The sequence below is a fragment of the Pseudomonas fluorescens genome, from assembly GCF_004683905.1.
GTDB lineage: Bacteria > Pseudomonadota > Gammaproteobacteria > Pseudomonadales > Pseudomonadaceae > Aquipseudomonas > Aquipseudomonas putida_A.
The window spans coordinates 2,050,433-2,070,339 of sequence record NZ_CP038438.1 but is presented as its reverse complement, the minus strand read 5'-3'; the positions used below and the strand labels follow the sequence as shown (position 1 = coordinate 2,070,339).

Sequence of the window (19,907 nt, the reverse complement as noted above, 5' to 3'; positions counted from 1 at the left end):
CCAAAGGTCGCACCCTTGAGTTAGAGCGACAGGCGTATCATTGCGCCACTGCGACACCCCTTTCTGACCGCGGTCGGCACGTATCGACCGAGGCATTTGTCCACTGCCGTGGGATGCAATGATGAGCAACCAGATTCCGGTACACGACGTCACACCACCGAGCAAAAACGCGAACAACAGCGTCGATCTTTACGCCTCTCGAGAAAAAATCTACACCCGTGCTTTCACCGGCCTGTTCCGCAATCTACGTATGATCGGCGGCGCCGCGCTGTTCCTGTTGTATTTCGGTACGGTGTGGCTGAACTGGGGCGGGCATCAGGCGGTGTGGTGGAACCTGCCGGAACGCAAGTTCTTCATCTTTGGTGCGACCTTCTGGCCGCAGGACTTCATCCTGCTGTCGGGGCTGCTGATCATTGCGGCGTTCGGCCTGTTCTTCATCACCGTTTACGCCGGCCGCGTCTGGTGCGGCTACACCTGTCCGCAAAGCGTGTGGACGTGGATTTTCATGTGGTGCGAGAAGGTCACCGAAGGCGACCGCAACCAGCGGATCAAGCTCGATAAAGCGCCGATGACCGGCAACAAATTTCTGCGCAAGCTCGCCAAGCATTCATTGTGGCTGCTGATCGGCTTCGTCACCGGCATGACCTTCGTCGGCTACTTTTCGCCAATCCGCGAACTGGTGTTCGAATTCTTCACCGGCCAGGCCGATGGCTGGTCGTATTTCTGGGTCGGTTTCTTCACCCTCGCCACCTACGGCAACGCCGGCTGGCTGCGCGAGCAGGTGTGCATCTACATGTGTCCGTACGCACGTTTCCAGAGCGTGATGTTCGACAAGGACACCCTGATTGTTTCCTACGACCCGCGTCGCGGCGAAAGCCGTGGCCCGCGCAAGAAAGGTGTCGACTACAAGGCCATGGGTCTGGGCGACTGCATCGATTGCACCATGTGCGTTCAGGTGTGCCCGACCGGTATCGACATCCGTGACGGCCTGCAGATCGAATGCATCGGTTGCGCCGCGTGCATCGACGCCTGCGACGCGATCATGGACAAGATGGACTACCCGCGCGGCCTCATCAGCTACACCACCGAACACAACCTCTCCGGCCAGAAAACCCATAAACTGCGGCCACGCCTGATCGGCTATGCGGTGGTGTTGCTGGCGATGATCAGCCTGCTGGTGACGGCGTTCTTCATGCGCTCGCTGGTCGGCTTCGACGTCAGCAAGGACCGCGTGCTGTACCGCGAGAACGCCGAGGGCCGGATCGAAAACGTCTACAGCCTGAAGATCATGAACAAGGATCAGCGCGACCACACCTACGTGCTGGAAGCCGCCGGTCTGCCGGATCTGCGCCTGCAAGGCAAACGCGAGATCAAGGTGCCGGCCGGCGAAATCTTCAGCATGCCGGTGGAGTTGTCGAGCGCACCGGAACAATTGCCGTCGAGCACCAACGAGGTGAAATTCATCCTCAAGGATGCCGACGATGATAGCGTCCACGTTGAAGCCAAGAGCCGATTCATCGGCCCACAAACCCGTTGAGAGAACTGAACATGCCCGCAGCAAACGCCGCCAGTCCTTGGTACAAGCACCTTTGGCCGTGGATCATCATCGGAATTCTGGCCTGTTCGGTGACCTTGACCCTGTCGATGGTGACCATCGCGGTGAACAACCCGGACAACCTGGTCAACGACAACTATTACGAGGCCGGCAAAGGCATCAACCGCTCGCTGGATCGCGAGCTGCTGGCGCAGGAGCTGAAGATGCGCGCCAGCGTGCATCTGGATGACCTGACCGGCGAAGTCGACCTGCGCCTGAGCGGCGACAGCCAGCCGAAAACCCTGGAACTGAACCTGATCTCGCCGACCCAGCCGGAGAAGGATCGCAAGATCGTCCTGACCCGCAGCGAAACCGAAGCCGGCCGTTACATCGGTCAGTTGGGCGACAAGGTCGAAGGCCGGCGTTTTGTCGAATTGCTGGGCACGCAGGACGACCACGTGTGGCGCATGTTCGAAGAGGAACAGGTCAGCCACGACAAGGATCTGCTGCTCGGTGACGAACCGCTGCAGGGCGCCGAAGACCTGGATAAATAAATAAACTGCAGAAGCCCCTCACCCTAACCCTCTCCCGGAGGGAGAGGGTTAGGGTGAGGGGCTCGCATGCCTTGTGTATGGCAGTGACGATATCCGTGGATGCACCTCTTTTCCGGCCTCCATCAATCGGCTCCCTCTCCCTCCGGGAGAGGGCTGGGGTGAGGGCAAGCGGACAACCCCAATGCAAGGGCTTACCCCCTCAACGATGCCATGACCACCCCACTCCCCTGCTACCACTGCGCTCTGCCCGTCCCGTCGGGCAGCCGCTTCACCGCCGTCGTGCTCGGGGAGTCCCGCGAGTTCTGCTGCCCCGGCTGTCAGGCCGTGGCCGAAGCCATCGTCGCCGGTGGTCTGGAAAGCTATTACCAGCATCGCAGCGAAGCCTCGGCCAACCCCGAAGCACTGCCGGTGCAATTGACCGATGAACTGGCGCTGTACGACCGCGCCGACGTGCAAAAACCTTTCGTCCGTCACGAGGGCGAACTCGCCGAAACCACCCTGCTGATGGAAGGCATCAGTTGCGCCGCCTGCGGCTGGCTGATCGAGAAACACCTGCGCAGCCTGCCGGCAGTGGCCGAGGCGCGGCTGAACCTGTCCAACCATCGCCTGCACGTGCAATGGGCCGACGCACAATTGCCGCTGAGCCAGATCCTCGCCGAGCTGCGCCACATCGGTTACGCCGCCCACCCCTATCAGGCCGACCGCGCCAGCGAGCAACTGGCCAGCGAAAACCGTCTCGCGTTGCGTCAGCTCGGTGTCGCCGGGCTGCTGTGGTTTCAGGCAATGATGGCGACCATGGCGACCTGGCCGGAATTCAACATCGACCTCAGCCCCGAACTGCACACGATCCTGCGCTGGGTCGCACTGTTCCTGACCACACCGATCGTGTTCTACAGCTGCGCGCCGTTCTTCAAAGGCGCGATGCGCGATCTGCGCACCCGCCACCTGACCATGGACGTCTCGGTGTCGCTGGCGATCGGCAGCGCCTACATTGCCGGGATCTGGACCTCGATCACCGGCGTCGGTGAGCTGTATTTCGATGCGGTCGGGATGTTCGCGCTGTTCCTGCTCGCCGGGCGCTATCTGGAGCGACGCGCCCGCGAACGCACCGCCGCTGCCACCGCGCAGCTTGTGAACCTGCTACCGGCCTCGTGCCTGCGCCTCGACGCCAATGGCCAGAGCGAACGCATCCTGCTCAGCGAATTGCGCCTGGGTGACCGGGTGCTGGTGCAACCGGGTTCGATCCTGCCGGCGGACGGCAAGATCCTCGACGGCCAGTCGAGCATCGACGAATCGCTGCTGACCGGCGAATACCTGCCACAACCGCGCACCCTCGACGATGCGGTCACCGCCGGCACGCTGAACGTCGAAGGCGCGTTGACCGTCGAGGTGCTGGCGCTGGGTCAGGACACACGCCTGTCGGCCATCGTCCGCCTACTTGATCGCGCCCAGGCCGAGAAACCGCTGTTGGCGGAAATCGCCGACCGTGCCGCGCAATGGTTCCTGCTGTTGTCGCTGATTGCAGCGGCGGCCATCGGCCTGTTGTGGTGGGAGCTGGACTCGTCACGGGCGTTCTGGATCGTCCTGGCGATGCTGGTCGCGACCTGCCCTTGCGCGCTATCGCTGGCGACCCCGACGGCGTTGACCGCTGCCACGGGCACCCTGCACAAACTCGGCCTGTTGCTGACGCGCGGCCACGTGCTGGAAGGCCTGAACCAGATCGACACGGTGATCTTCGACAAGACCGGCACCCTCACCGAGGGGCGGCTGGTTTTGCGTTCGATCCGTCCACTGGGCACGCTGAACAGCGACCAGTGCCTGAGCCTTGCCGCCGCGTTGGAAAATCGTTCGGAACACCCGATTGCCCGCGCCTTCGGTCGTGCGCCACTGGCGGCTGAAGAAGTGCACAGCACGCCGGGACTTGGCCTCGAAGGGCTAGTTGGCACACAGCGTTTGCGCATCGGTCAGGCAGAATTTGTCTGCGCCCTCAGCGGTTCGCCGCTGCCGGCGATGCCGGATGAACCGGGTCAGTGGCTGCTGCTCGGCGATGACTCGGCAGCGCTGGCGTGGTTCGTTCTCGACGACCGCCTGCGCGACGATGCGCCCGCCCTGCTCGCCGCCTGCAAGGCCCGTGGCTGGCGCACGCTGCTGTTGTCCGGCGACAGCTCGCCGATGGTCGCCAGCGTCGCCGCCGAACTGGGTATCGACGAGGCCCGTGGCGGTCTGCGTCCGGACGACAAATTGCAAGTGCTGCAACAGCTGCACGCTCAAGGTCGTAAAGTGCTGATGCTCGGTGATGGGGTGAACGACGTACCGGTGCTGGCCGCTGCCGACATCAGCGTGGCCATGGGATCAGCCACCGATCTGGCGAAAACCAGTGCCGACGCGGTACTGCTGTCCAACCGCCTCGACGCGCTGGTGCAAGCCTTTACCTTAGCGCGCAGAACCCGTCGGGTAATCATCGAGAACCTGCTGTGGGCGGCGCTGTACAATGGCCTCATGTTGCCGTTCGCCGCCCTCGGCTGGATCACCCCGGTGTGGGCTGCGGTCGGCATGTCGATCAGTTCGTTGACCGTGGTGCTCAACGCCCTGCGCCTGACTCGCCTGCCGAGCGCGCCGGTCGCCGGCACCCGTTCAGAAACCCGCCCGTTGCCGGCCTGAGCCGCGCGGGCCTGGAGTACCGATGCCAGCTCTTTACGTGATGATCCCGGCCGCCCTGCTGATCGTGGCCATCGCCGTGTACATCTTCTTCTGGGCGGTGGACAGCGGGCAGTACGACGACCTCGATGGTCCGGCCCACAGCATCCTGTTCGATGATCAGGACCCGAACCACACCGCCGCCGTGGACGAAGCCAAAGCCGACAAACCGCAGGACAAGGCTCCACCCCATGCTTGAGCTGGCGCCGCTGCTGGTTTCCGCGCTGATCCTCGGCCTGCTCGGTGGCGGGCATTGCCTGGGCATGTGCGGCGGCCTGATGGGCGCGCTGACCCTGGCGATCCCCAAGGAACAGCGCAGCCGACGCTTTCGTCTGCTGCTGGCGTACAACCTCGGACGGATCCTCAGTTACGCGACCGCCGGTTTGCTGATCGGCCTTGCCGGTTGGGCGGTGGCGAACAGCCCGGCGGCGATGGTCATGCGAATTCTCGCCGGCTTGCTGCTGATCGCCATGGGCCTGTATCTGGCCGGTTGGTGGAGCGGCCTGACCCGCATCGAAAGCCTGGGTCGTGGTTTGTGGCGTTACATTCAGCCGGTGGCCAATCGATTGCTGCCGGTGTCGACACTGCCCCGTGCGTTATTGCTCGGCGCGCTATGGGGCTGGCTGCCGTGCGGACTTGTTTACAGCACGCTGCTGTGGTCGGCGAGCCAGGGCAATGCGCTGGACAGTGCGCTGTTGATGCTGGCGTTCGGGCTGGGCACATGGCCGGTGCTGCTGGCGACCGGGCTGGCGGCCGAGCGGGTCACGGCGTTGCTGCGTAAACGCAGCGTGCGCATGGCTGGGGGGTTGTTGGTGATTGTGTTCGGGATCTGGACGCTTCCTGGCCCTCACCAACATTGGTTGATGGGCCACTAAACAGTGGTGAGGGAGCAAGCTCCCTCACCACAAAAGCAGTGACTACCAATCCGCCGTTGATGCAAATCAACAGCCCCGTCGTCGCACCCCGATAGACTCGCCACACTGCCAGCCTATCCGGGGGAATGCCCGCATGCTCGACGCCATTCGTTGGGACACTGATCTGATCCGCCGCTACGACCTGGCGGGGCCGCGCTACACCTCGTATCCGACCGCCGTGCAATTCAACAGCCAGGTCGGCACATTCGACCTGTTCCATGCCCTACGCGACAGCCGCAAGGCGTTGCGCCCCTTGTCGCTGTACGTGCACGTGCCGTTCTGCGCGAACATTTGTTACTACTGCGCCTGCAACAAGGTCATCACCAAGGATCGCGGCCGTGCACAGCCATATCTGCAACGGCTGGAGCAAGAAATCCAGTTGATCGCCTGCCATCTCGAGCCGGCGCAGAAAGTCGAGCAACTGCACTTCGGCGGCGGCACCCCGACTTTTCTCAGCCATGACGAACTGCGGCAGTTGATGGCGCACCTGCGCAAACACTTCAATCTGCTGGATGACGATTCCGGCGACTACGGCATCGAGATCGACCCGCGCGAGGCCGACTGGTCGACCATGGGCCTGCTGCGCGAACTCGGCTTCAATCGGGTCAGCATCGGCCTGCAAGACCTTGATCCGGCGGTACAGCGCGCGGTCAATCGCCTGCAAAGCCTTGAGGAGACCCGCGCAGTCATCGACGCGGCGCGCACCCTGCAATTTCGCTCGATCAACATCGACTTGATCTATGGCCTGCCCAAGCAGACCCCGGAAAACTTCGCGCGCACTGTCGAGGAAGTCATCAGCCTGCAACCGGACCGGCTCTCGGTGTTCAATTATGCGCACTTGCCGGAGCGCTTCATGCCGCAGCGGCGGATCAACAGCCACGAACTGCCAAGCCCTGCGCAAAAACTGGAAATGCTCCAGCGCACCATCGAACAACTGACCGCCGCCGGCTACCGCTACATCGGCATGGATCACTTCGCCCTGCCCGACGATGAGCTGGCGATTGCCCAGGAAGAGCAGACCCTGCAGCGCAACTTTCAGGGCTACACCACCCACGGTCATTGCGACCTGATTGGTCTTGGGGTGTCGGCGATCAGCCAGATCGGCGACCTCTACTGCCAGAACAACAGCGATCTGAACCAGTACCAGAACACCCTCGCCGCCGCGCAACTGGCAACCAGCCGTGGCCTGGTGTGCAATGCCGACGATCGCCTGCGCCGCGCGGTGATCCAGCAACTGATCTGCAATTTCAGCCTGGAATTCGCCGAAATCGAGCAAGCGTTCAACATTGATTTTCAGGGTTATTTCGGCGCGCTGTGGCCGCAACTGCAAGGCATGGCCAACGATGGGCTGATCAATCTGGAACGCGAGCGGATCGAGGTGTTGCCGGCCGGGCGCCTGCTGGTGCGTTCGGTGTGCATGGTGTTCGACGCGTATCTGGAACAGCAGAACCGCCAGCGCTTCTCGCGGGTGATCTAGTTTTTCGTCAGCAGTGAGCCGAGTTTAAGGTTCTGCTCGGAGGTGAGGCCGGACTGATCCATGACTTTGGACAGGGCCAGATTGGCGCTGATCAGCCCGGTATTCAGGGCGGCGATGGCACCGCGCAGCGCGGCGAGCATATTGACCTTGGCTTCGTTGGTCAGTGTTCTGTCGGACATGACGGCCGCCATCCGGGCTTTCTTCTCGGCGATCTCTTTTTGCAGTTTGCGGATCATCTTCAGCAACTGCTGGACGTTCTCGGGCAAGCCGCTGTCTTCGATGTCGCTGTTCTCACCACCGACGCTGAAGGATTTTTCGATGGAGGCGCCGGACAGCGACACTTTGACGCCCTCGACCAAGGTCGGGGTTGCCAACGGCGCAGAGGCGGCATTCTGCTCGCTGTCGGTGTCTGTCCTGGCGATGCTCGGCACAGACGCAACGCCGCTGTTACCGGGGTTCAGCGTGTCAATGGCGGCCATCGAAGCGATTCCTTGCATGCGTGTTGATACCTGTTTATCGGCCACTTGCCCTGCGGCTTTACGCCCGTGGGACAAACTCGCCGCAGACTGGCCTGAATGTCCTCCCGTGGGTTACCCTTACGGCTTATGTGTGTTTTCCCACAAGGATTTAAGAAATGTCCGAGCCAGTCAAACTGCGCGCTCACAACCAGGCCCATTGCAAGGATTGCAGCCTGGCCCCTCTCTGCCTGCCACTTTCTCTGAATCTGGAAGACATGGATGCGCTGGACGAAATCGTTAAACGTGGCCGCCCGTTGAAAAAGGGTGAGTTCCTGTTCCGTCAGGGCGACACCTTCGATTCCGTTTATGCAGTACGCTCCGGCGCCCTGAAAACCTTCAGCCTGAGCGACAGCGGCGAAGAACAGCTCACCGGTTTCCACCTGCCGAGCGAACTGGTCGGCCTGTCCGGCATGGACACCGAGAAACACCCGGTGTCGGCCCAGGCCTTGGAGACCACCTCGGTCTGCGAAATTCCGTTCGAACGCCTTGATGAACTGGCCCTGCAACTGCCGCAGCTGCGCCGTCAGTTGATGCGGGTGATGAGCCGCGAGATCCGTGATGACCAGCAAATGATGCTGTTGCTGTCGAAGAAAACCGCCGACGAGCGCATCGCCACGTTCCTGGTCAATCTGTCGGCCCGCTTCCGGGCTCGCGGGTTCTCGGCCAACCAGTTCCGCCTGAGCATGTCGCGTAATGAAATCGGCAATTATCTGGGCCTGGCGGTGGAAACCGTGTCACGGGTATTCACCCGCTTCCAGCAGAACGAACTGATCGCCGCCGAGGGCAAAGAGATCCACATCCTCGACCCGATCCAGCTCTGCGCCCTGGCCGGCGGCTCGCTCGAAGGCTGATCTCGATCCGCGGTTGAGCGAAGCGTTTCAGCCGCGGGTATACTGCGCCGTTTGCAGCCCTGCCAGGACACCTCGACGATGGTCTTCGACTCCTTCGACATCAAATCCCTGATCCGCCCCGTGATCGACTTCCCGAAACCGGGCGTGATCTTTCGCGACATCACCCCGCTGTTCCAGTCGCCCAAGGCCCTGCGCCTGGTGATGGACAGCTTCGCCCACCGCTATGTGGAAGCCGATTTCACCCACATCGGCGCGATGGATGCGCGCGGTTTCCTGATCGGTTCGGTGCTGGCCTACCAGTTGAACAAGCCGCTGGTGCTGTTCCGCAAGCAGGGAAAACTGCCGGCGGACGTGTTGGCCGAGGGTTATGCGACCGAATACGGTGAAGCGTTCCTCGAAGTACACGCCGACAGCCTGTGCGAAGGCGATTCGGTGGTGATGTTCGATGACCTGATTGCCACCGGTGGCACGCTGATCGCCGCGGCCAACCTGATCCGCCGCATGGGCGCGCGGGTGCATGAGGCAGCGGCGATTATCGATCTGCCGGAGCTGGGTGGGTCGCAGCGTCTGGAAGATATGGGCATCCCTACCTTCTGCCTGACGCAGTTTGCTTTGACTGACAAGTAAGCGGCGTCTGTACCGCCGCCTTCGCGAGCAAGCCCGCTCCCACAGAGGATTTGTGAACGCCACAGATCCAATGTGGGAGCGGGCTTGCTCGCGAAGGGGCCTGCAGCCTCACCGCAGAACCTAAAGCCCCATCTGCTTGCTGATGATCTCGTTCATCACCTCCCGCGTCCCGCCGCCAATCGACAGAATGCGGTTATCCCGATACAGCCGCTCCACCAGACTTTCGCGCATGTAACCCAGGCCACCAAGAATCTGCACTGCCTCGGTGGTAATCCGGTCCGAGGTGTCCGTGGCAACGTTCTTGGCCATGGAAATCTCCTTGATCACGCTCTGCCCCGCCGCCATTTTCGCCGCCTGACGGTAGGTGAACTCGCGCGATACTTCCAGCGCCGTGGCCATTTCGGCCAGCCGATGCTTGATCACCTGGAACTTGCCGATGGGTTTGCCGAACGCCTCACGCTCGCGCGCCCACTTCAGCGCCTCTTCGAGCGCGAGCTGCGAGGTCATGTTGGCCATCAGTGCCAGCGCCAGCCGTTCACTCTGGAAATTGCCCATGATGCAGGCGAAGCCCATGTTCTCCGCGCCGATCAGATTGCCCACGGGCACCCTGCAATCGTCGAAGAACAGCTCAGCGGTGTCCGAGGCCCACCAGCCCATTTTCTTTAGCTGGCGGCCTACCGTGAAGCCTGGGGTGCCCTTCTCGATCAGCAACAGACTGATGCCGCCGAAACCCGGCGCTCCGGTGCGCACCGCAACGGTGTAGAAATCGGCACGCACGCCGCTGGTGATAAAGGTTTTGCTGCCGCTGACCCGGTAGAATTCGCCGTCACGCACGGCGCGGGTCTGAAGGTTGGCGACGTCGGAGCCGCCGCCGGGCTCGGTGACCGCCAGGGCGCTGATTTTCTCGCCGCTGAGCACTTGCGGCACGACGCGCTCGCGCACCTCGGGCCGGGCCCATTTGACGATCGGTGGCAGGCCGATATCCAGCGAACCGAGGCCCGCGACCAGACCACCGGAGCCGCAGCGCATCAGTTCTTCGCTGGCGGCAACCTTGGCGAACACATCACCTTCGTGGCTGCCACCCAGCGCTTCGGGATAACCGATGCCGAGAATCCCCGCCGCCCCGGCCTTCTGGTACAGCTCACGGGGAAAGCTTTCGGCCTCTTCCCACGCATTGATGTCCGGCAGGATCTCGCGCTCGACGAAACGTCTGACGCTGTCGCGGACCATTTGGTGGCTGGGGTCGAAGTATTCCTGGAAGGCAGGCATCGGCGAACTCCACTGAAGGGTTGGCCGACGTTAACCGAGCGCTTGCTTGGTTTTCAATAGGTTTGTGTGAATCAGTTAGACCGAGGTGCGCCATTCGCGAGCAAGCCCGCTCCCACATTCGACCGCATTCAATCTGAATGAACTCGATCAACTGTGGGAGCGGGCTTGCTCGCGAAGGCGTCTGTTCAGACACCCTATGACTTAGAGGGAAATCGGCTTACGCCCGGCAAACGAATGCGCCAGTGTCCCGCCATCCACCAACTCCAGCTCCCCACCCAGCGGCACACCGTGGGCAATCCGCGAGGCGATCAAGCCTTTGTTGGCCAGAAGTTGAGCGATGTAATGCGCAGTAGCTTCACCTTCCACCGTCGGGTTGGTGGCGAGGATGACTTCGGTAAAGGTGCCCGCCTCTTCAATACGCGCCATCAGCTGCGGAATACCGATAGCTTCCGGCCCCAGACCGTCGAGCGGCGACAGGTGGCCCTTGAGCACGAAGTAGCGCCCACGGAAACCCGTTTGCTCCACCGCATACACGTCCATCGGCCCCTCCACCACGCACAGCAGCGTGTCGTCGCGGCGCGTGTCGGCGCATTGCGGGCACAGATCGTCTTCGGTCAGCGTGCGGCACTGACGGCAGTGCCCCACCCCTTCCATGGCCTGGCTCAAGGCCTGGGCCAGGCGCGTGCCGCCGCTGCGATCACGCTCGAGCAACTGCAACGCCATGCGCTGGGCGGTTTTCTGACCCACGCCCGGCAAAGTGCGCAGGGCGTCGATCAGTTGGCGAATCAAAGGGCTGAAGCTCATGGGTAAAAAGTCCGACAAAACAACGAGACGCGGTTTATACCCGCGCCTCTGGCCAGCGTCAAATGCTCAGTCCTGGGCGACCTTCACCACCAGTTTGCCGAAGTTGCGCCCCTCCAGCAGACCGATAAACGCCTCGGGCGCCTGCTCCAGGCCTTCCACGACGTCTTCACGGAATTTGACCTTGCCGTCGCGCACCCACGGCACCATGTGGCTGATGAATTCCGGCTGACGGTCGCCGTAGTCATCAAACACGATGAAGCCCTGAATCCGCACGCGCTTGGTCAGCAACGTACGCTGCAGCATTGGCAGACGATCCGGGCCTTGCGGCACTTCAGTGGCGTTGTAACCGGCAATCAGCCCGCACAGCGGAATGCGCGCCTTGGGATTGAGCAGCGGCACCACGGCATCGAACACATGCCCGCCGACGTTTTCGTAATAGATGTCGATGCCTTTCGGGCAAGCCTTGGCCAGTTGTTCGGCAAAGTCCGGCGCCTTGTGATCGATGCAGGCATCAAACCCCAGTTCCTCGACCACGTATTTGCATTTGTCGGCTCCACCGGCCACACCCACGGCGCGCAGGCCCTTGATCTTCGCCACCTGACCGACCACCGAACCAACGGCACCGGACGCAGCAGCCACGACAAGCGTTTCACCTTCTTTCGGCTGACCGATGTCGATCAGCCCCATGTACGCAGTCATCCCCGGCATGCCCAACACGCCGAGCGCCATCGACGGGCTCGGCAGGCCGGACGGAATCGGCATGATGTTGCGCCCGTCGCTGATGCTGTGGCTCTGCCAGCCGGTGAGGCCGACCACCAGATCGCCCTGGTGGAATTTCGGATGACGGGAATTCTCGACACGGCTGACAGCGCCACCGGTCATCACTTCGCCGATTTGTACCGGTGCGGCGTAGGACGGTGCGTCACTCATGCGCCCGCGCATGTACGGGTCCAGCGACAGGTACAGGGTTTTCAGCAACACCTGGCCGTCTTCGAGATCCGGCAACGCTTCGCGCTCCAGACGGAAGTTTTCTGGAGTCGGCGCGCCCACCGGACGTGAAGCGAGGACGAAGCGTTGGTTGAGGGTCAGAGGGTCGGACATGTCAGCGTCTCCTGTGAATGGGGAATTCGGGGGTATAGGGAGCAGACCTTTGGCGGCGGCGGTGGGTTCGATGTTTCTTCAGTTGGTCCGAGTCGACGCCTTCGCGAGCAAGCCCGCTCCCACAGGGGAATGCATTTCAACATGTGGGAGCGGGCTTGCTCGCGAAGGCGTCAGCCCCGCCAACACATGACGATCAGGCAGAAACAAAAATGCCAGGCGCGATGCCTGGCATTTTGTGTAGCTCATCCAACCCGCAAAGGCGAATCAGAATGGCAGTTTCATACCTGCTGGCAGGTTCATGCCGGCGGTCATGCTGCCCATTTTTTCCTGGCTGTTGGCTTCGATCTTGCGCACGGCATCGTTGACGGCGGCAGCGACCACGGCTTCCAGCATCTCTTTGTCGTCTTCGCTCAGACCTTCAACCAGGCTTGGGTCGATGCTGACGCTTTTCACGTCGTGACGACCGGTCATTACCACGGTGACCATATCGCCACCGGCCTTGCCGGTGACTTCGGCGTTGGCCAGTTCTTCCTGCATCTTGGCCATTTTTTCCTGCATCTGCTGCGCCTGCTTCATCAGGCCGGCCATGCCACCTTTCATCATGGGAATCACCTCAAAAGTACTTGGATCAAAACAGCGCCCGGCACTTAACGCCGAACGCCCTCAGTTATTAGCCTTGGGCGACCAAGGCGTCGACAGGTTCAATAGTATCGTGTCGCACCACTGCACCGAACTGCTGGACCATCTGCTGGATGAACGGATCACCGTGGATCGATTCCTCCGCCTCGCGCTGACGGTTGGCCCGGCGACGGGACGCGGCCTGCGCCGGGGTTTCCTGCTCGGGCTTGATCAACTCGATGGTCAGGGTCAGCGTACGACCGTGGAACTGGTTCAACGCATCGTTCAGGCGCCGCTGTTGCGTGGCGTTGAACAGCGCGCTGTGCGCCGGGTCCAGGTGCATCAGCCAGTGGTCGCCATCGACCGCGATCAGCGTGCAGTTGGCGGCAATGCTGCCGGTCATGCCGGAGATCGGCAGTTGCGGGAACAGCTCCAGCCATTGCAACGCCAGACCGGTGGCCGGCGCGGCGGCAGGCTCCGGCTCGGGTTCTGGGGCCAGCTCGGCGGTGTGTTCGCTGGCCAGATCGTCGAGGTAGCTGTAGGCCGAATCCATGTCCGGCTCGATGTAGTCTTCGTCCAGCGGCGGCTCATCGTCGAGATCCATGCCCGGTGTGGCGGCATCGACGTCGGCGACCGACGGCTCGGGAATCGGCGCAGCGGCCCACTCCGGTGCATCCGGCACCACGCTGTCCGGGGTCGGCAGCGGCATCGGCGGCAACTCGGGCTGCTCGCTGGCGGTTTCCAGTACCGGCTCGACGGCTGGTTGCTGCACCGGCTCGGGTTCCGGCTCGGGTTCGACCGGGTCGTTCCACGGCAGGTCGACCACCGCTTCGGCGGCGACCGGTTCAGGTTCTGCTTCTGGCGCGGGTGCCGGCGCAGCCACCACCACAGGCGCTGGAGCCGGCGCTGGCGCAACCACCGGTGCAGGCGCGACAGCCGCAGCGACTACCGGCGCAGGCTTGGGCGCGGCAGCCACTGAATTTGCGGAATCAACTGTGGCCTGGCTGATCCCCACTGGCTTTAGCGGTTGCCTCGGGGCGTCCGTCGTATCCGCCGGCCGGAAGGCCAGCATCCGCAGCAGGACCATTTCAAAGCCACCACGGGGATCCGGCGCCAGCGGCAAGTCGCGGCGACCGATCAGGCCCATCTGGTAATAGAACTGCACGTCTTCGGCCGGCAGCGCCTGAGCCAATGCCAATACGCGGTCACGGTCGCCATGACCGTTGTCGACACCTTCAGGCAAGGCCTGGGCGATGGCGACGCGGTGCAGCACGTTGAGAATTTCCGAGAGCACGCCGTTCCAGTCCGGGCCTTGCTCGGCCAGATGGCGCACGGCTTCGAGCAACGCCTTGGCGTCGCCTTCGATCAGCGCGTGGAGCACGTCGAAGACCTGACCGTGATCCAGCGTGCCGAGCATCGCCCGCACGTCGGCGGCCAATACCTTGCCTTCACCGAAGGCGATGGCCTGGTCGGTCAGGCTCATGGCGTCACGCATCGAGCCGTCAGCGGCGCGGCCCAGCAACCACAGCGCGTCGTCTTCAAACGGCACGTTTTCGGCGCCGAGCACGTGGGTCAGATGCTCGACCACGCGCTCGGGCGTCATGTTCTTCAGCGAGAACTGCAGGCAACGCGACAAAATCGTTGCCGGAAGTTTCTGCGGATCCGTCGTCGCCAAGATGAACTTGACGTACGGCGGCGGCTCTTCGAGGGTTTTCAGCAGCGCATTGAAGGAATGGCTGGAGAGCATGTGCACTTCGTCGATCAGATAGACCTTGAAGCGCCCGCGGCTCGGCGCGTACTGCACGTTGTCCAGCAGCTCGCGAGTGTCCTCGACCTTGGTCCGGCTCGCGGCGTCGATCTCGATCAGGTCGACGAAGCGCCCTTCGTCGATCTCGCGGCACACCGAACACTCGCCGCAGGGGCTCGAAGTGATACCTGTCTCACAGTTCAGGCATTTGGCAATGATCCGCGCAATGGTGGTCTTACCGACCCCGCGGGTACCGGTGAACAGGTACGCGTGGTGCAGCCGCTGGCTGTCCAAGGCATTGATCAGAGCCTTGAGCACATGGGTCTGGCCGACCATTTCGCGGAACGAGCGCGGACGCCATTTACGTGCAAGAACCTGATAACTCATCGAAAACCGTCGCAACGAAGGAAGCTGAAGCGGCTAATGCTAGCGGAGCAAGGGCAAAATTGCATCCGGTGTGCTCGTCTAATCTGGCTAAGCTGCTGTTGGCGGGGAAATTTCGCTCGTGATCGGGACTCATCGGAGCATGTATGCGTTGGGCCTTGGGAGCCTTGTTGGGGATCAGTCTGAGCGTGAGCGCGGCCGAACCGCCGTTGCGCTTCGTCGTGGCCGACAGCTGGGCGATGCCGATGGTGCAGATCGACCATGGCCGCCCGACCCAGGGCATCCTCCACGACATCATGCTCAGCCTTGCGACGCAGGTCGGCGTGCCGGCCGAATTCCACGTCCTGCCGCGCGCCCGGGTGCAGAACGCCATGGAGCACGGCGAAGTCGACGTGCGCTGCTATGCCGCACAATCGTGGCTGCCGAATCAGTCCGGGGACTATATCTGGAGCCTTCCGCTGCTGTTCCAGCGCGATTTGCTGATCAGCCGCGACGCTCAGCCGCCCCGCGTCGACCCTGCCGACCTGCCCCGCCAATCGATCGGGACCGTGCTCGGCTATACCTATCCGACCCTGCAACCGCTGTTCGACGCCGATCGCCTGCAACGCGAGGACGCGCGTAATCAGGAACAAGTACTGGAAAAACTCCTGGCCGGCCGCTACCGCTATGCGGTGAGCAATCAATGGACACTGGACTGGTTCAATCAGCGCCTGCTGCCCGGGCAGCAACTGCACGGCGTCGCGGTGTTGCAGGAGCAGCATGTCGGCTGCTACGTGAGGAATGACCCTCAGGTGCCGGTGCAGCGGATCTTGCGCACGTTGTTGCGGATGAAAATGTCGGGGGAGATTGATGACATCATCCGGTTGTATACCGGGTCCACTGAAGCCACCCCATAACCCATTGTGGGAGCGGGCTTGCTCGCGAAGGCGGTGTGTCAGTCATCTGATTCGTTAACTGGCACACCGCCTTCGCGAGCAAGCCCGCTCCCACAGGGGGACATTTCCGACAGAGAATTATTCAGTAGCCGTGCGACTCACGGAATTTCTGGTAGTCGTGAAATTCGATCCATTCGACCACATCGTACGGCAGATAAAGCTGCTGCCGGGCGCGGGAGATGGCGATGTACACGGCGCAGATCCGCTGATCGAACGCGTAGGCGTCCTTGAACTGCACATTGGTCAGCAGTTCGGGCGTCAGCAGAACGCGGTCGAACTCCATGCCGCCCGCCTCGTGCGCCTGCATCAACAGGCAGCTTTTGCCGGGGCCGCCGATCATCCGGTTGAGCCGGGTCAGGTCAGCGACCTTGAAGCCCTTCTCCAGTTCGGCCTCGACCCACAGAAACGCCTCGTCGAACTGGTTGGCATCGCGCACCTGCTGCCACTTCGGCAGATCGCTGAAATAGCGATGCGGGCCCTTCTCGCTGTGTTCGGCACTGTAGAAGTCGACCCTGAACAGTTCGATGGCGGTGATCATGAAGTGCTCGAGGTCGCGCTGGGCTTTCATGTCGGCAAAGCTGAACAGGCAATTGGCATCGTGCAGCTGCATGGCCCACTTCATGGTGTCCCAAGGGGACGCCGTCAGCACCACGCAACCTTCCGGCGGGACAAAGCCCTGCGGATAAAACTCGATGCCGACGTCAGCTTCACGCGCGCCTTCGAACGGCACCTTGCTCTTTTCCGAGTGCCGGGAAATCAGCGGATTGACCAGACGTTCGACGTTGCGCCCCGAGCGCACCGAATAGGTGATATCGCTCTGGCGCACTTCACGCTTTCTTTTCACCAGATCGCGCTCGGCATGCTGATACTCATCCCCAAGCGTGATCAGCACCTGCCGGCCGCGCTCGATAATCTGCAGCAGCGAGGCGGGAATGTCCTGACTCTCGTCAATCAGCACGTGGGTATAACGCGGCGGCACCACGCAGCCCGCAAGGCTTGCACGCTTGATCAGCAACAAGGCTTCAAAGCCGCTCTGCCGGCCCCACGCCGGGTTGGCCTCAAGGTAAGTCCAGACGCGGCTTGAATATTCCAGCAGCACCTTGGACTCAAGGCTGGACAAGGACAGTTTGAAATACGGCAGATGATGCGCCGACAGGCTGTAATCCCGGGAGTGGCAATAGCGCTCGAGGGTTTCCAGACAGACGTTGAGAGTCCTTTGCGCGTCATGCTCGCGAAAGCCGAGGATGTTCAGCTCCTGCGCTAGACTCTGTTTGCTCGCGACTCGGCCGGCGGCGCTTGCCGGCTGTGGCTTGCGCCCATAAATCAGCCCGCGCGCGAACGCCTCAAAGGTGATGCCTGGCTTGCGTTCACTGGCAACGCCCATGCGCTGGCACAGGGTTGCGAGTTTTTCCGGGGTGCGTGCCAGCAAAAGGGTTTTCCCGGGGTCCAGGCACTCGGTCAAGGCACCGACCAGGTGGCTCTTGCCGATCCCGGCATAGCCTTGCACGTGCAGGTCTTCATCGAGGTTGGCGCGGAAGGTTCTGACCAGTTTGTCCTGCGCGGCGCTGAGCCAGCGCTCGCGGTGCGCGGGGCTGATCATCTGCTGGCTGAACGGATTGTTGATCGCGTGGTGGCGCGTCTTGAACTCGTCATCCCACTTGCCATCGGGCAGCAGGTAATCCTGCGCCGACACCTCTTCGGCCAACAGCAATCGCAGGTTCAATCCCCTGATGGCGTTCAGGCCGAAGTACAACTGGCGCGGGTCGAACAGCCGTTGCGCCTCGGACAGCAGCCCTGCCCCGCCATCGACCGCCCAGGCGATCAGTCGCGCCAGCACCTTCTCCGCCGCTACGGCGGTGAGATCCTTTTCGGTGGCCTGAGCCAGATTCTGGATGACCAGCACGGCGGCCAGCTGCGCATCCGTCAACTCGCCGAGGTTTTTTGCGCCATCGGGCTGCAACAGGCTGGCGCAGGTCTCATCCGTCACGGGTAAGTACACGGCGGTGGATAAATCGTGATGTTCCGGGTGCATACAACCTCGTAGCCAGGGCGCGAACTTGTCAACGACGCGCGCAGCAAGACGGTGGAGTATGCCACTGTTCAACCTTGGTGGCTGAACAGGCATCGGGGGGCAGCCTTCGCGAGCAGGCTCGCTCCCACAGGGGCTGGTGTGAAAGCCCAAATCGCGGGCATAAAAAAACCGCAGTGGGCGAAACCCATGCAGTTCTGTTGAAGCGTTCTTCGTTCGTTAAGGTGGTAACCCCACCAGCCACACCCCGGCACACAATGTTCCCGCTGTGGCTGCTGCCTTCCGGCTCTGACCAGGTTCACGGGTAATCGTTGCGGGGGGACCGATGGGGTCACCATAACGACACTCACCTGTCGGCGAGCCGCGCCATTGTACCTATCTGAAGCGAAGTTACAACCGTTGGTTGCAGATAAAAAATATGAACGGGTTCAAGGACATGCGCTGAGCCTGAAAAGATCGCAGCCTGCGGCAGCTCCTACAGGGTCAGCACCTCATCCGCCTTGCCGCCCGCCTGCTGGATCACCAGATGGATGAAGTGCAACTTGGCAATCGCCGCCGCCGGCAGCACGAACGGGTAGAAATCCGGCTGCCCCATGCTGCGTGACAGCTCGTTGAGCATGCCCGCCAGTTCGATCCACGCATTGACGAACGACAGGAAAGCGGCGCCGCCGGGGTGCTCCGGGTCATACAGGGTGCTGGGCGGAAACGGCTGGTAGTCGAAGTCCATTTCCCGCGCACTCATGCCGAAACCCAGCGCGGTGTCCACCGCATCCATCATGTGCAGGTAATGCGCCCAGGTTTCCGCCCAGTCTTCCCATGGGTGCATGGTCGCGTAGGCGCTGACGTAGTGTTGCGGCCAGTCCAGCGGTGCGCCTTGCTGGTAGTGACGGTCGAGCGCTTCGGCGTAACTGGCGCGCTCGTCGCCGAACAGGTTGCGAAAAGCTTCGAGCCACGGGCCGTTGGCGATCAGTCGATCCCAATAATAATGCCCGACCTCATGCCGAAAATGCCCGAGCAGCGTGCGATAGGGCTCATGCATCGCCGCCCGGATCTGCTCGCGATGGGCGTCGTCGGCTTCTTTGATGTCGAGGGTGATCAGGCCGTTGGCGTGGCCGGTCATCGGTGCATTACCTTCGAGGTCGACGCCGATGAAGTCGAAGGCCAGACCGGTGGCCTCATCCACGGTTTTCGGGATGACCGGCAGGCCGAGGGTGATCAGTTGCGCCACCAGCCGGCGCTTGGCGATTTCGACTTTGCGCCAGCGTTCGGGGTTTTCCGGCACTGAGAGGTCGGGGATGGTGCGGTTGAGGCTGCAGGCGATGCACAGGCTGTCGTGGCCGTTATCCGGCAGCAGCCAGTTGCACGCGGCGGGAGTGTCGAGGTTGGCGCAGCGACGAAACAATCCGGCGTCGGGATCGGCATCGAGTGTCCAACTACCGTCCTGTGGCCCGGGCTGCAACGAGGTCAGGCGACTTTCTTCAGGCTGATAGCCCAACAACGCGCTGCAAGCCAGGCACTGACTGTTGCGAAAGAACAGCGACTGGCCGCAGCGGCACGGCCAGATTTTGCTGTTGCGTGAAGATTCGCCCATGAACGGCGCGACGATGCGAGAACTGAGCTGCTCGAAAAAGCGGTACATGGCGATCTCTCCCTGGGGCTTGCCAAGACTAGATCATTGCCGAGCCGACATCGTTCCGAATACTCCACGGCTATTGGCCGATACCACCCTTGTGGTGAGGGGATTTAGCGAAACGTCGCACCGCCCCGATGGGTTGCGAAGCAGCCCCAAATCCTAAAACTCGGTTGAATCAGACAAACCGTGTGCTCAGGCTTTACGACTGCTGCGCA

General features: G+C 62.1%; 17 protein-coding genes and 1 other RNA gene. 9 read left to right on the top strand and 9 right to left on the bottom strand.

Translation table 11 applies throughout. The features are described 5' to 3' along the window. Positions 1-121: 121 nt before the first annotated feature. From ccoG to hemN, 6 genes are all read left to right on the top strand, one after another. A complete protein-coding gene (gene ccoG, locus E4T63_RS09420; RefSeq protein ID WP_098967982.1) occupies positions 122-1,537 on the top strand; it encodes a cytochrome c oxidase accessory protein CcoG in 1,416 nt (471 codons plus the stop codon). Positions 1,538-1,548: 11 nt separating this feature from the next. Beyond that, entirely contained in the window at positions 1,549-2,088 is a 540-nt protein-coding gene (locus tag E4T63_RS09415; RefSeq protein WP_098967981.1) for a FixH family protein, read from the top strand. Positions 2,089-2,298: 210 nt separating this feature from the next. Continuing rightward, positions 2,299-4,749, top strand: coding sequence for a heavy metal translocating P-type ATPase (locus E4T63_RS09410; RefSeq protein ID WP_135295319.1), 2,451 nt, complete (start codon positions 2,299-2,301; stop codon positions 4,747-4,749). Between the two features lie 22 nt (positions 4,750-4,771). After that, a complete protein-coding gene (gene ccoS, locus E4T63_RS09405; RefSeq protein WP_007965536.1) occupies positions 4,772-4,984 on the top strand; it encodes a cbb3-type cytochrome oxidase assembly protein CcoS in 213 nt (70 codons plus the stop codon). After that, positions 4,977-5,660: a sulfite exporter TauE/SafE family protein gene (locus tag E4T63_RS09400; RefSeq protein ID WP_097087645.1), complete on the top strand. Its 684-nt coding sequence runs from the start codon at positions 4,977-4,979 to the stop codon at positions 5,658-5,660. Before ccoS ends, E4T63_RS09400 begins: the two co-directional genes overlap by 8 nt. A 133-nt stretch (positions 5,661-5,793) precedes the next feature. Continuing rightward, positions 5,794-7,176 carry an oxygen-independent coproporphyrinogen III oxidase gene (gene hemN, locus E4T63_RS09395; protein WP_003223350.1) on the top strand — a complete coding sequence of 461 codons (1,383 nt, stop codon included), beginning with the start codon at positions 5,794-5,796 and terminating at the stop codon, positions 7,174-7,176. Here the strand turns inward: hemN and E4T63_RS09390 are convergent. Next, positions 7,173-7,655 (bottom strand): hypothetical protein, encoded by a 483-nt coding sequence (locus E4T63_RS09390; protein WP_027613260.1) that lies wholly within the window; start codon positions 7,653-7,655, stop codon positions 7,173-7,175. The genes hemN and E4T63_RS09390 overlap by 4 nt on opposite strands. Before the next feature lie 155 nt (positions 7,656-7,810). On the opposite strand from E4T63_RS09390, the gene fnr reads away from it, so the two are divergent. Next, positions 7,811-8,545: a fumarate/nitrate reduction transcriptional regulator Fnr gene (gene fnr / locus E4T63_RS09385; protein WP_003223347.1), complete on the top strand. Its 735-nt coding sequence runs from the start codon at positions 7,811-7,813 to the stop codon at positions 8,543-8,545. Between the two features lie 78 nt (positions 8,546-8,623). Further along, a complete protein-coding gene (locus E4T63_RS09380) occupies positions 8,624-9,172 on the top strand; it encodes an adenine phosphoribosyltransferase (protein WP_003223345.1) in 549 nt (182 codons plus the stop codon). Positions 9,173-9,292: 120 nt separating this feature from the next. Here E4T63_RS09380 and E4T63_RS09375 read toward each other — a convergent pair whose 3' ends face one another. The 5 genes from E4T63_RS09375 to dnaX form a co-directional block, all read right to left on the bottom strand. After that, a complete protein-coding gene (locus tag E4T63_RS09375; protein WP_135295318.1) occupies positions 9,293-10,441 on the bottom strand; it encodes an acyl-CoA dehydrogenase family protein in 1,149 nt (382 codons plus the stop codon). A gap of 201 nt (positions 10,442-10,642) precedes the next feature. After that, a complete protein-coding gene (recR, locus tag E4T63_RS09370) occupies positions 10,643-11,245 on the bottom strand; it encodes a recombination mediator RecR (protein WP_007965550.1) in 603 nt (200 codons plus the stop codon). A gap of 66 nt (positions 11,246-11,311) precedes the next feature. After that, complete coding sequence (locus tag E4T63_RS09365; protein WP_135295317.1) at positions 11,312-12,346, bottom strand: NADP-dependent oxidoreductase; 1,035 nt, start codon at positions 12,344-12,346, stop codon at positions 11,312-11,314. A 264-nt stretch (positions 12,347-12,610) separates the two neighbouring features. After that, the gene (locus E4T63_RS09360; RefSeq protein ID WP_003223337.1) at positions 12,611-12,949 is read right to left on the bottom strand and encodes a YbaB/EbfC family nucleoid-associated protein; all 339 of its coding nucleotides are present in this window, start codon (positions 12,947-12,949) and stop codon (positions 12,611-12,613) included. A 67-nt stretch (positions 12,950-13,016) separates the two neighbouring features. After that, positions 13,017-15,098: a DNA polymerase III subunit gamma/tau gene (gene dnaX / locus E4T63_RS09355; RefSeq protein ID WP_135295316.1), complete on the bottom strand. Its 2,082-nt coding sequence runs from the start codon at positions 15,096-15,098 to the stop codon at positions 13,017-13,019. Between the two features lie 143 nt (positions 15,099-15,241). Here dnaX and E4T63_RS09350 point away from each other — a divergent pair, with 143 nt between their 5' ends. After that, positions 15,242-15,991, top strand: coding sequence for a substrate-binding periplasmic protein (locus E4T63_RS09350; RefSeq protein WP_097087634.1), 750 nt, complete (start codon positions 15,242-15,244; stop codon positions 15,989-15,991). A gap of 121 nt (positions 15,992-16,112) precedes the next feature. Here the strand turns inward: E4T63_RS09350 and E4T63_RS09345 are convergent, their stop codons facing one another. From E4T63_RS09345 to E4T63_RS09335, 3 genes are all read right to left on the bottom strand, one after another. Beyond that, positions 16,113-18,062: a hypothetical protein gene (locus E4T63_RS09345; protein WP_135295315.1), complete on the bottom strand. Its 1,950-nt coding sequence runs from the start codon at positions 18,060-18,062 to the stop codon at positions 16,113-16,115. A gap of 228 nt (positions 18,063-18,290) precedes the next feature. Then, positions 18,291-18,387, bottom strand: an RNA gene (ffs, locus tag E4T63_RS09340) — signal recognition particle sRNA small type. A gap of 147 nt (positions 18,388-18,534) precedes the next feature. Further along, positions 18,535-19,698, bottom strand: a complete 1,164-nt coding sequence (locus E4T63_RS09335) for a zinc-binding metallopeptidase family protein (protein ID WP_135295314.1) — start codon at positions 19,696-19,698, stop codon at positions 18,535-18,537. Positions 19,699-19,907: the final 209 nt, after the last annotated feature.

Coding starts and splice junctions, on each gene's coding strand:
- ccoG (WP_098967982.1), top strand. CDS start 122: ATGAGCAACCAGATTCCGGTACACGACGTCACACCACCGAGCAAAAAC.
- E4T63_RS09415 (WP_098967981.1), top strand. CDS start 1,549: ATGCCCGCAGCAAACGCCGCCAGTCCTTGGTACAAGCACCTTTGGCCG.
- E4T63_RS09410 (WP_135295319.1), top strand. CDS start 2,299: ATGACCACCCCACTCCCCTGCTACCACTGCGCTCTGCCCGTCCCGTCG.
- ccoS (WP_007965536.1), top strand. CDS start 4,772: ATGCCAGCTCTTTACGTGATGATCCCGGCCGCCCTGCTGATCGTGGCC.
- E4T63_RS09400 (WP_097087645.1), top strand. CDS start 4,977: ATGCTTGAGCTGGCGCCGCTGCTGGTTTCCGCGCTGATCCTCGGCCTG.
- hemN (WP_003223350.1), top strand. CDS start 5,794: ATGCTCGACGCCATTCGTTGGGACACTGATCTGATCCGCCGCTACGAC.
- E4T63_RS09390 (WP_027613260.1), bottom strand. CDS start 7,655: ATGGCCGCCATTGACACGCTGAACCCCGGTAACAGCGGCGTTGCGTCT.
- fnr (WP_003223347.1), top strand. CDS start 7,811: ATGTCCGAGCCAGTCAAACTGCGCGCTCACAACCAGGCCCATTGCAAG.
- E4T63_RS09380 (WP_003223345.1), top strand. CDS start 8,624: ATGGTCTTCGACTCCTTCGACATCAAATCCCTGATCCGCCCCGTGATC.
- E4T63_RS09375 (WP_135295318.1), bottom strand. CDS start 10,441: ATGCCTGCCTTCCAGGAATACTTCGACCCCAGCCACCAAATGGTCCGC.
- recR (WP_007965550.1), bottom strand. CDS start 11,245: ATGAGCTTCAGCCCTTTGATTCGCCAACTGATCGACGCCCTGCGCACT.
- E4T63_RS09365 (WP_135295317.1), bottom strand. CDS start 12,346: ATGTCCGACCCTCTGACCCTCAACCAACGCTTCGTCCTCGCTTCACGT.
- E4T63_RS09360 (WP_003223337.1), bottom strand. CDS start 12,949: ATGATGAAAGGTGGCATGGCCGGCCTGATGAAGCAGGCGCAGCAGATG.
- dnaX (WP_135295316.1), bottom strand. CDS start 15,098: ATGAGTTATCAGGTTCTTGCACGTAAATGGCGTCCGCGCTCGTTCCGC.
- E4T63_RS09350 (WP_097087634.1), top strand. CDS start 15,242: ATGCGTTGGGCCTTGGGAGCCTTGTTGGGGATCAGTCTGAGCGTGAGC.
- E4T63_RS09345 (WP_135295315.1), bottom strand. CDS start 18,062: ATGCACCCGGAACATCACGATTTATCCACCGCCGTGTACTTACCCGTG.
- E4T63_RS09335 (WP_135295314.1), bottom strand. CDS start 19,698: ATGTACCGCTTTTTCGAGCAGCTCAGTTCTCGCATCGTCGCGCCGTTC.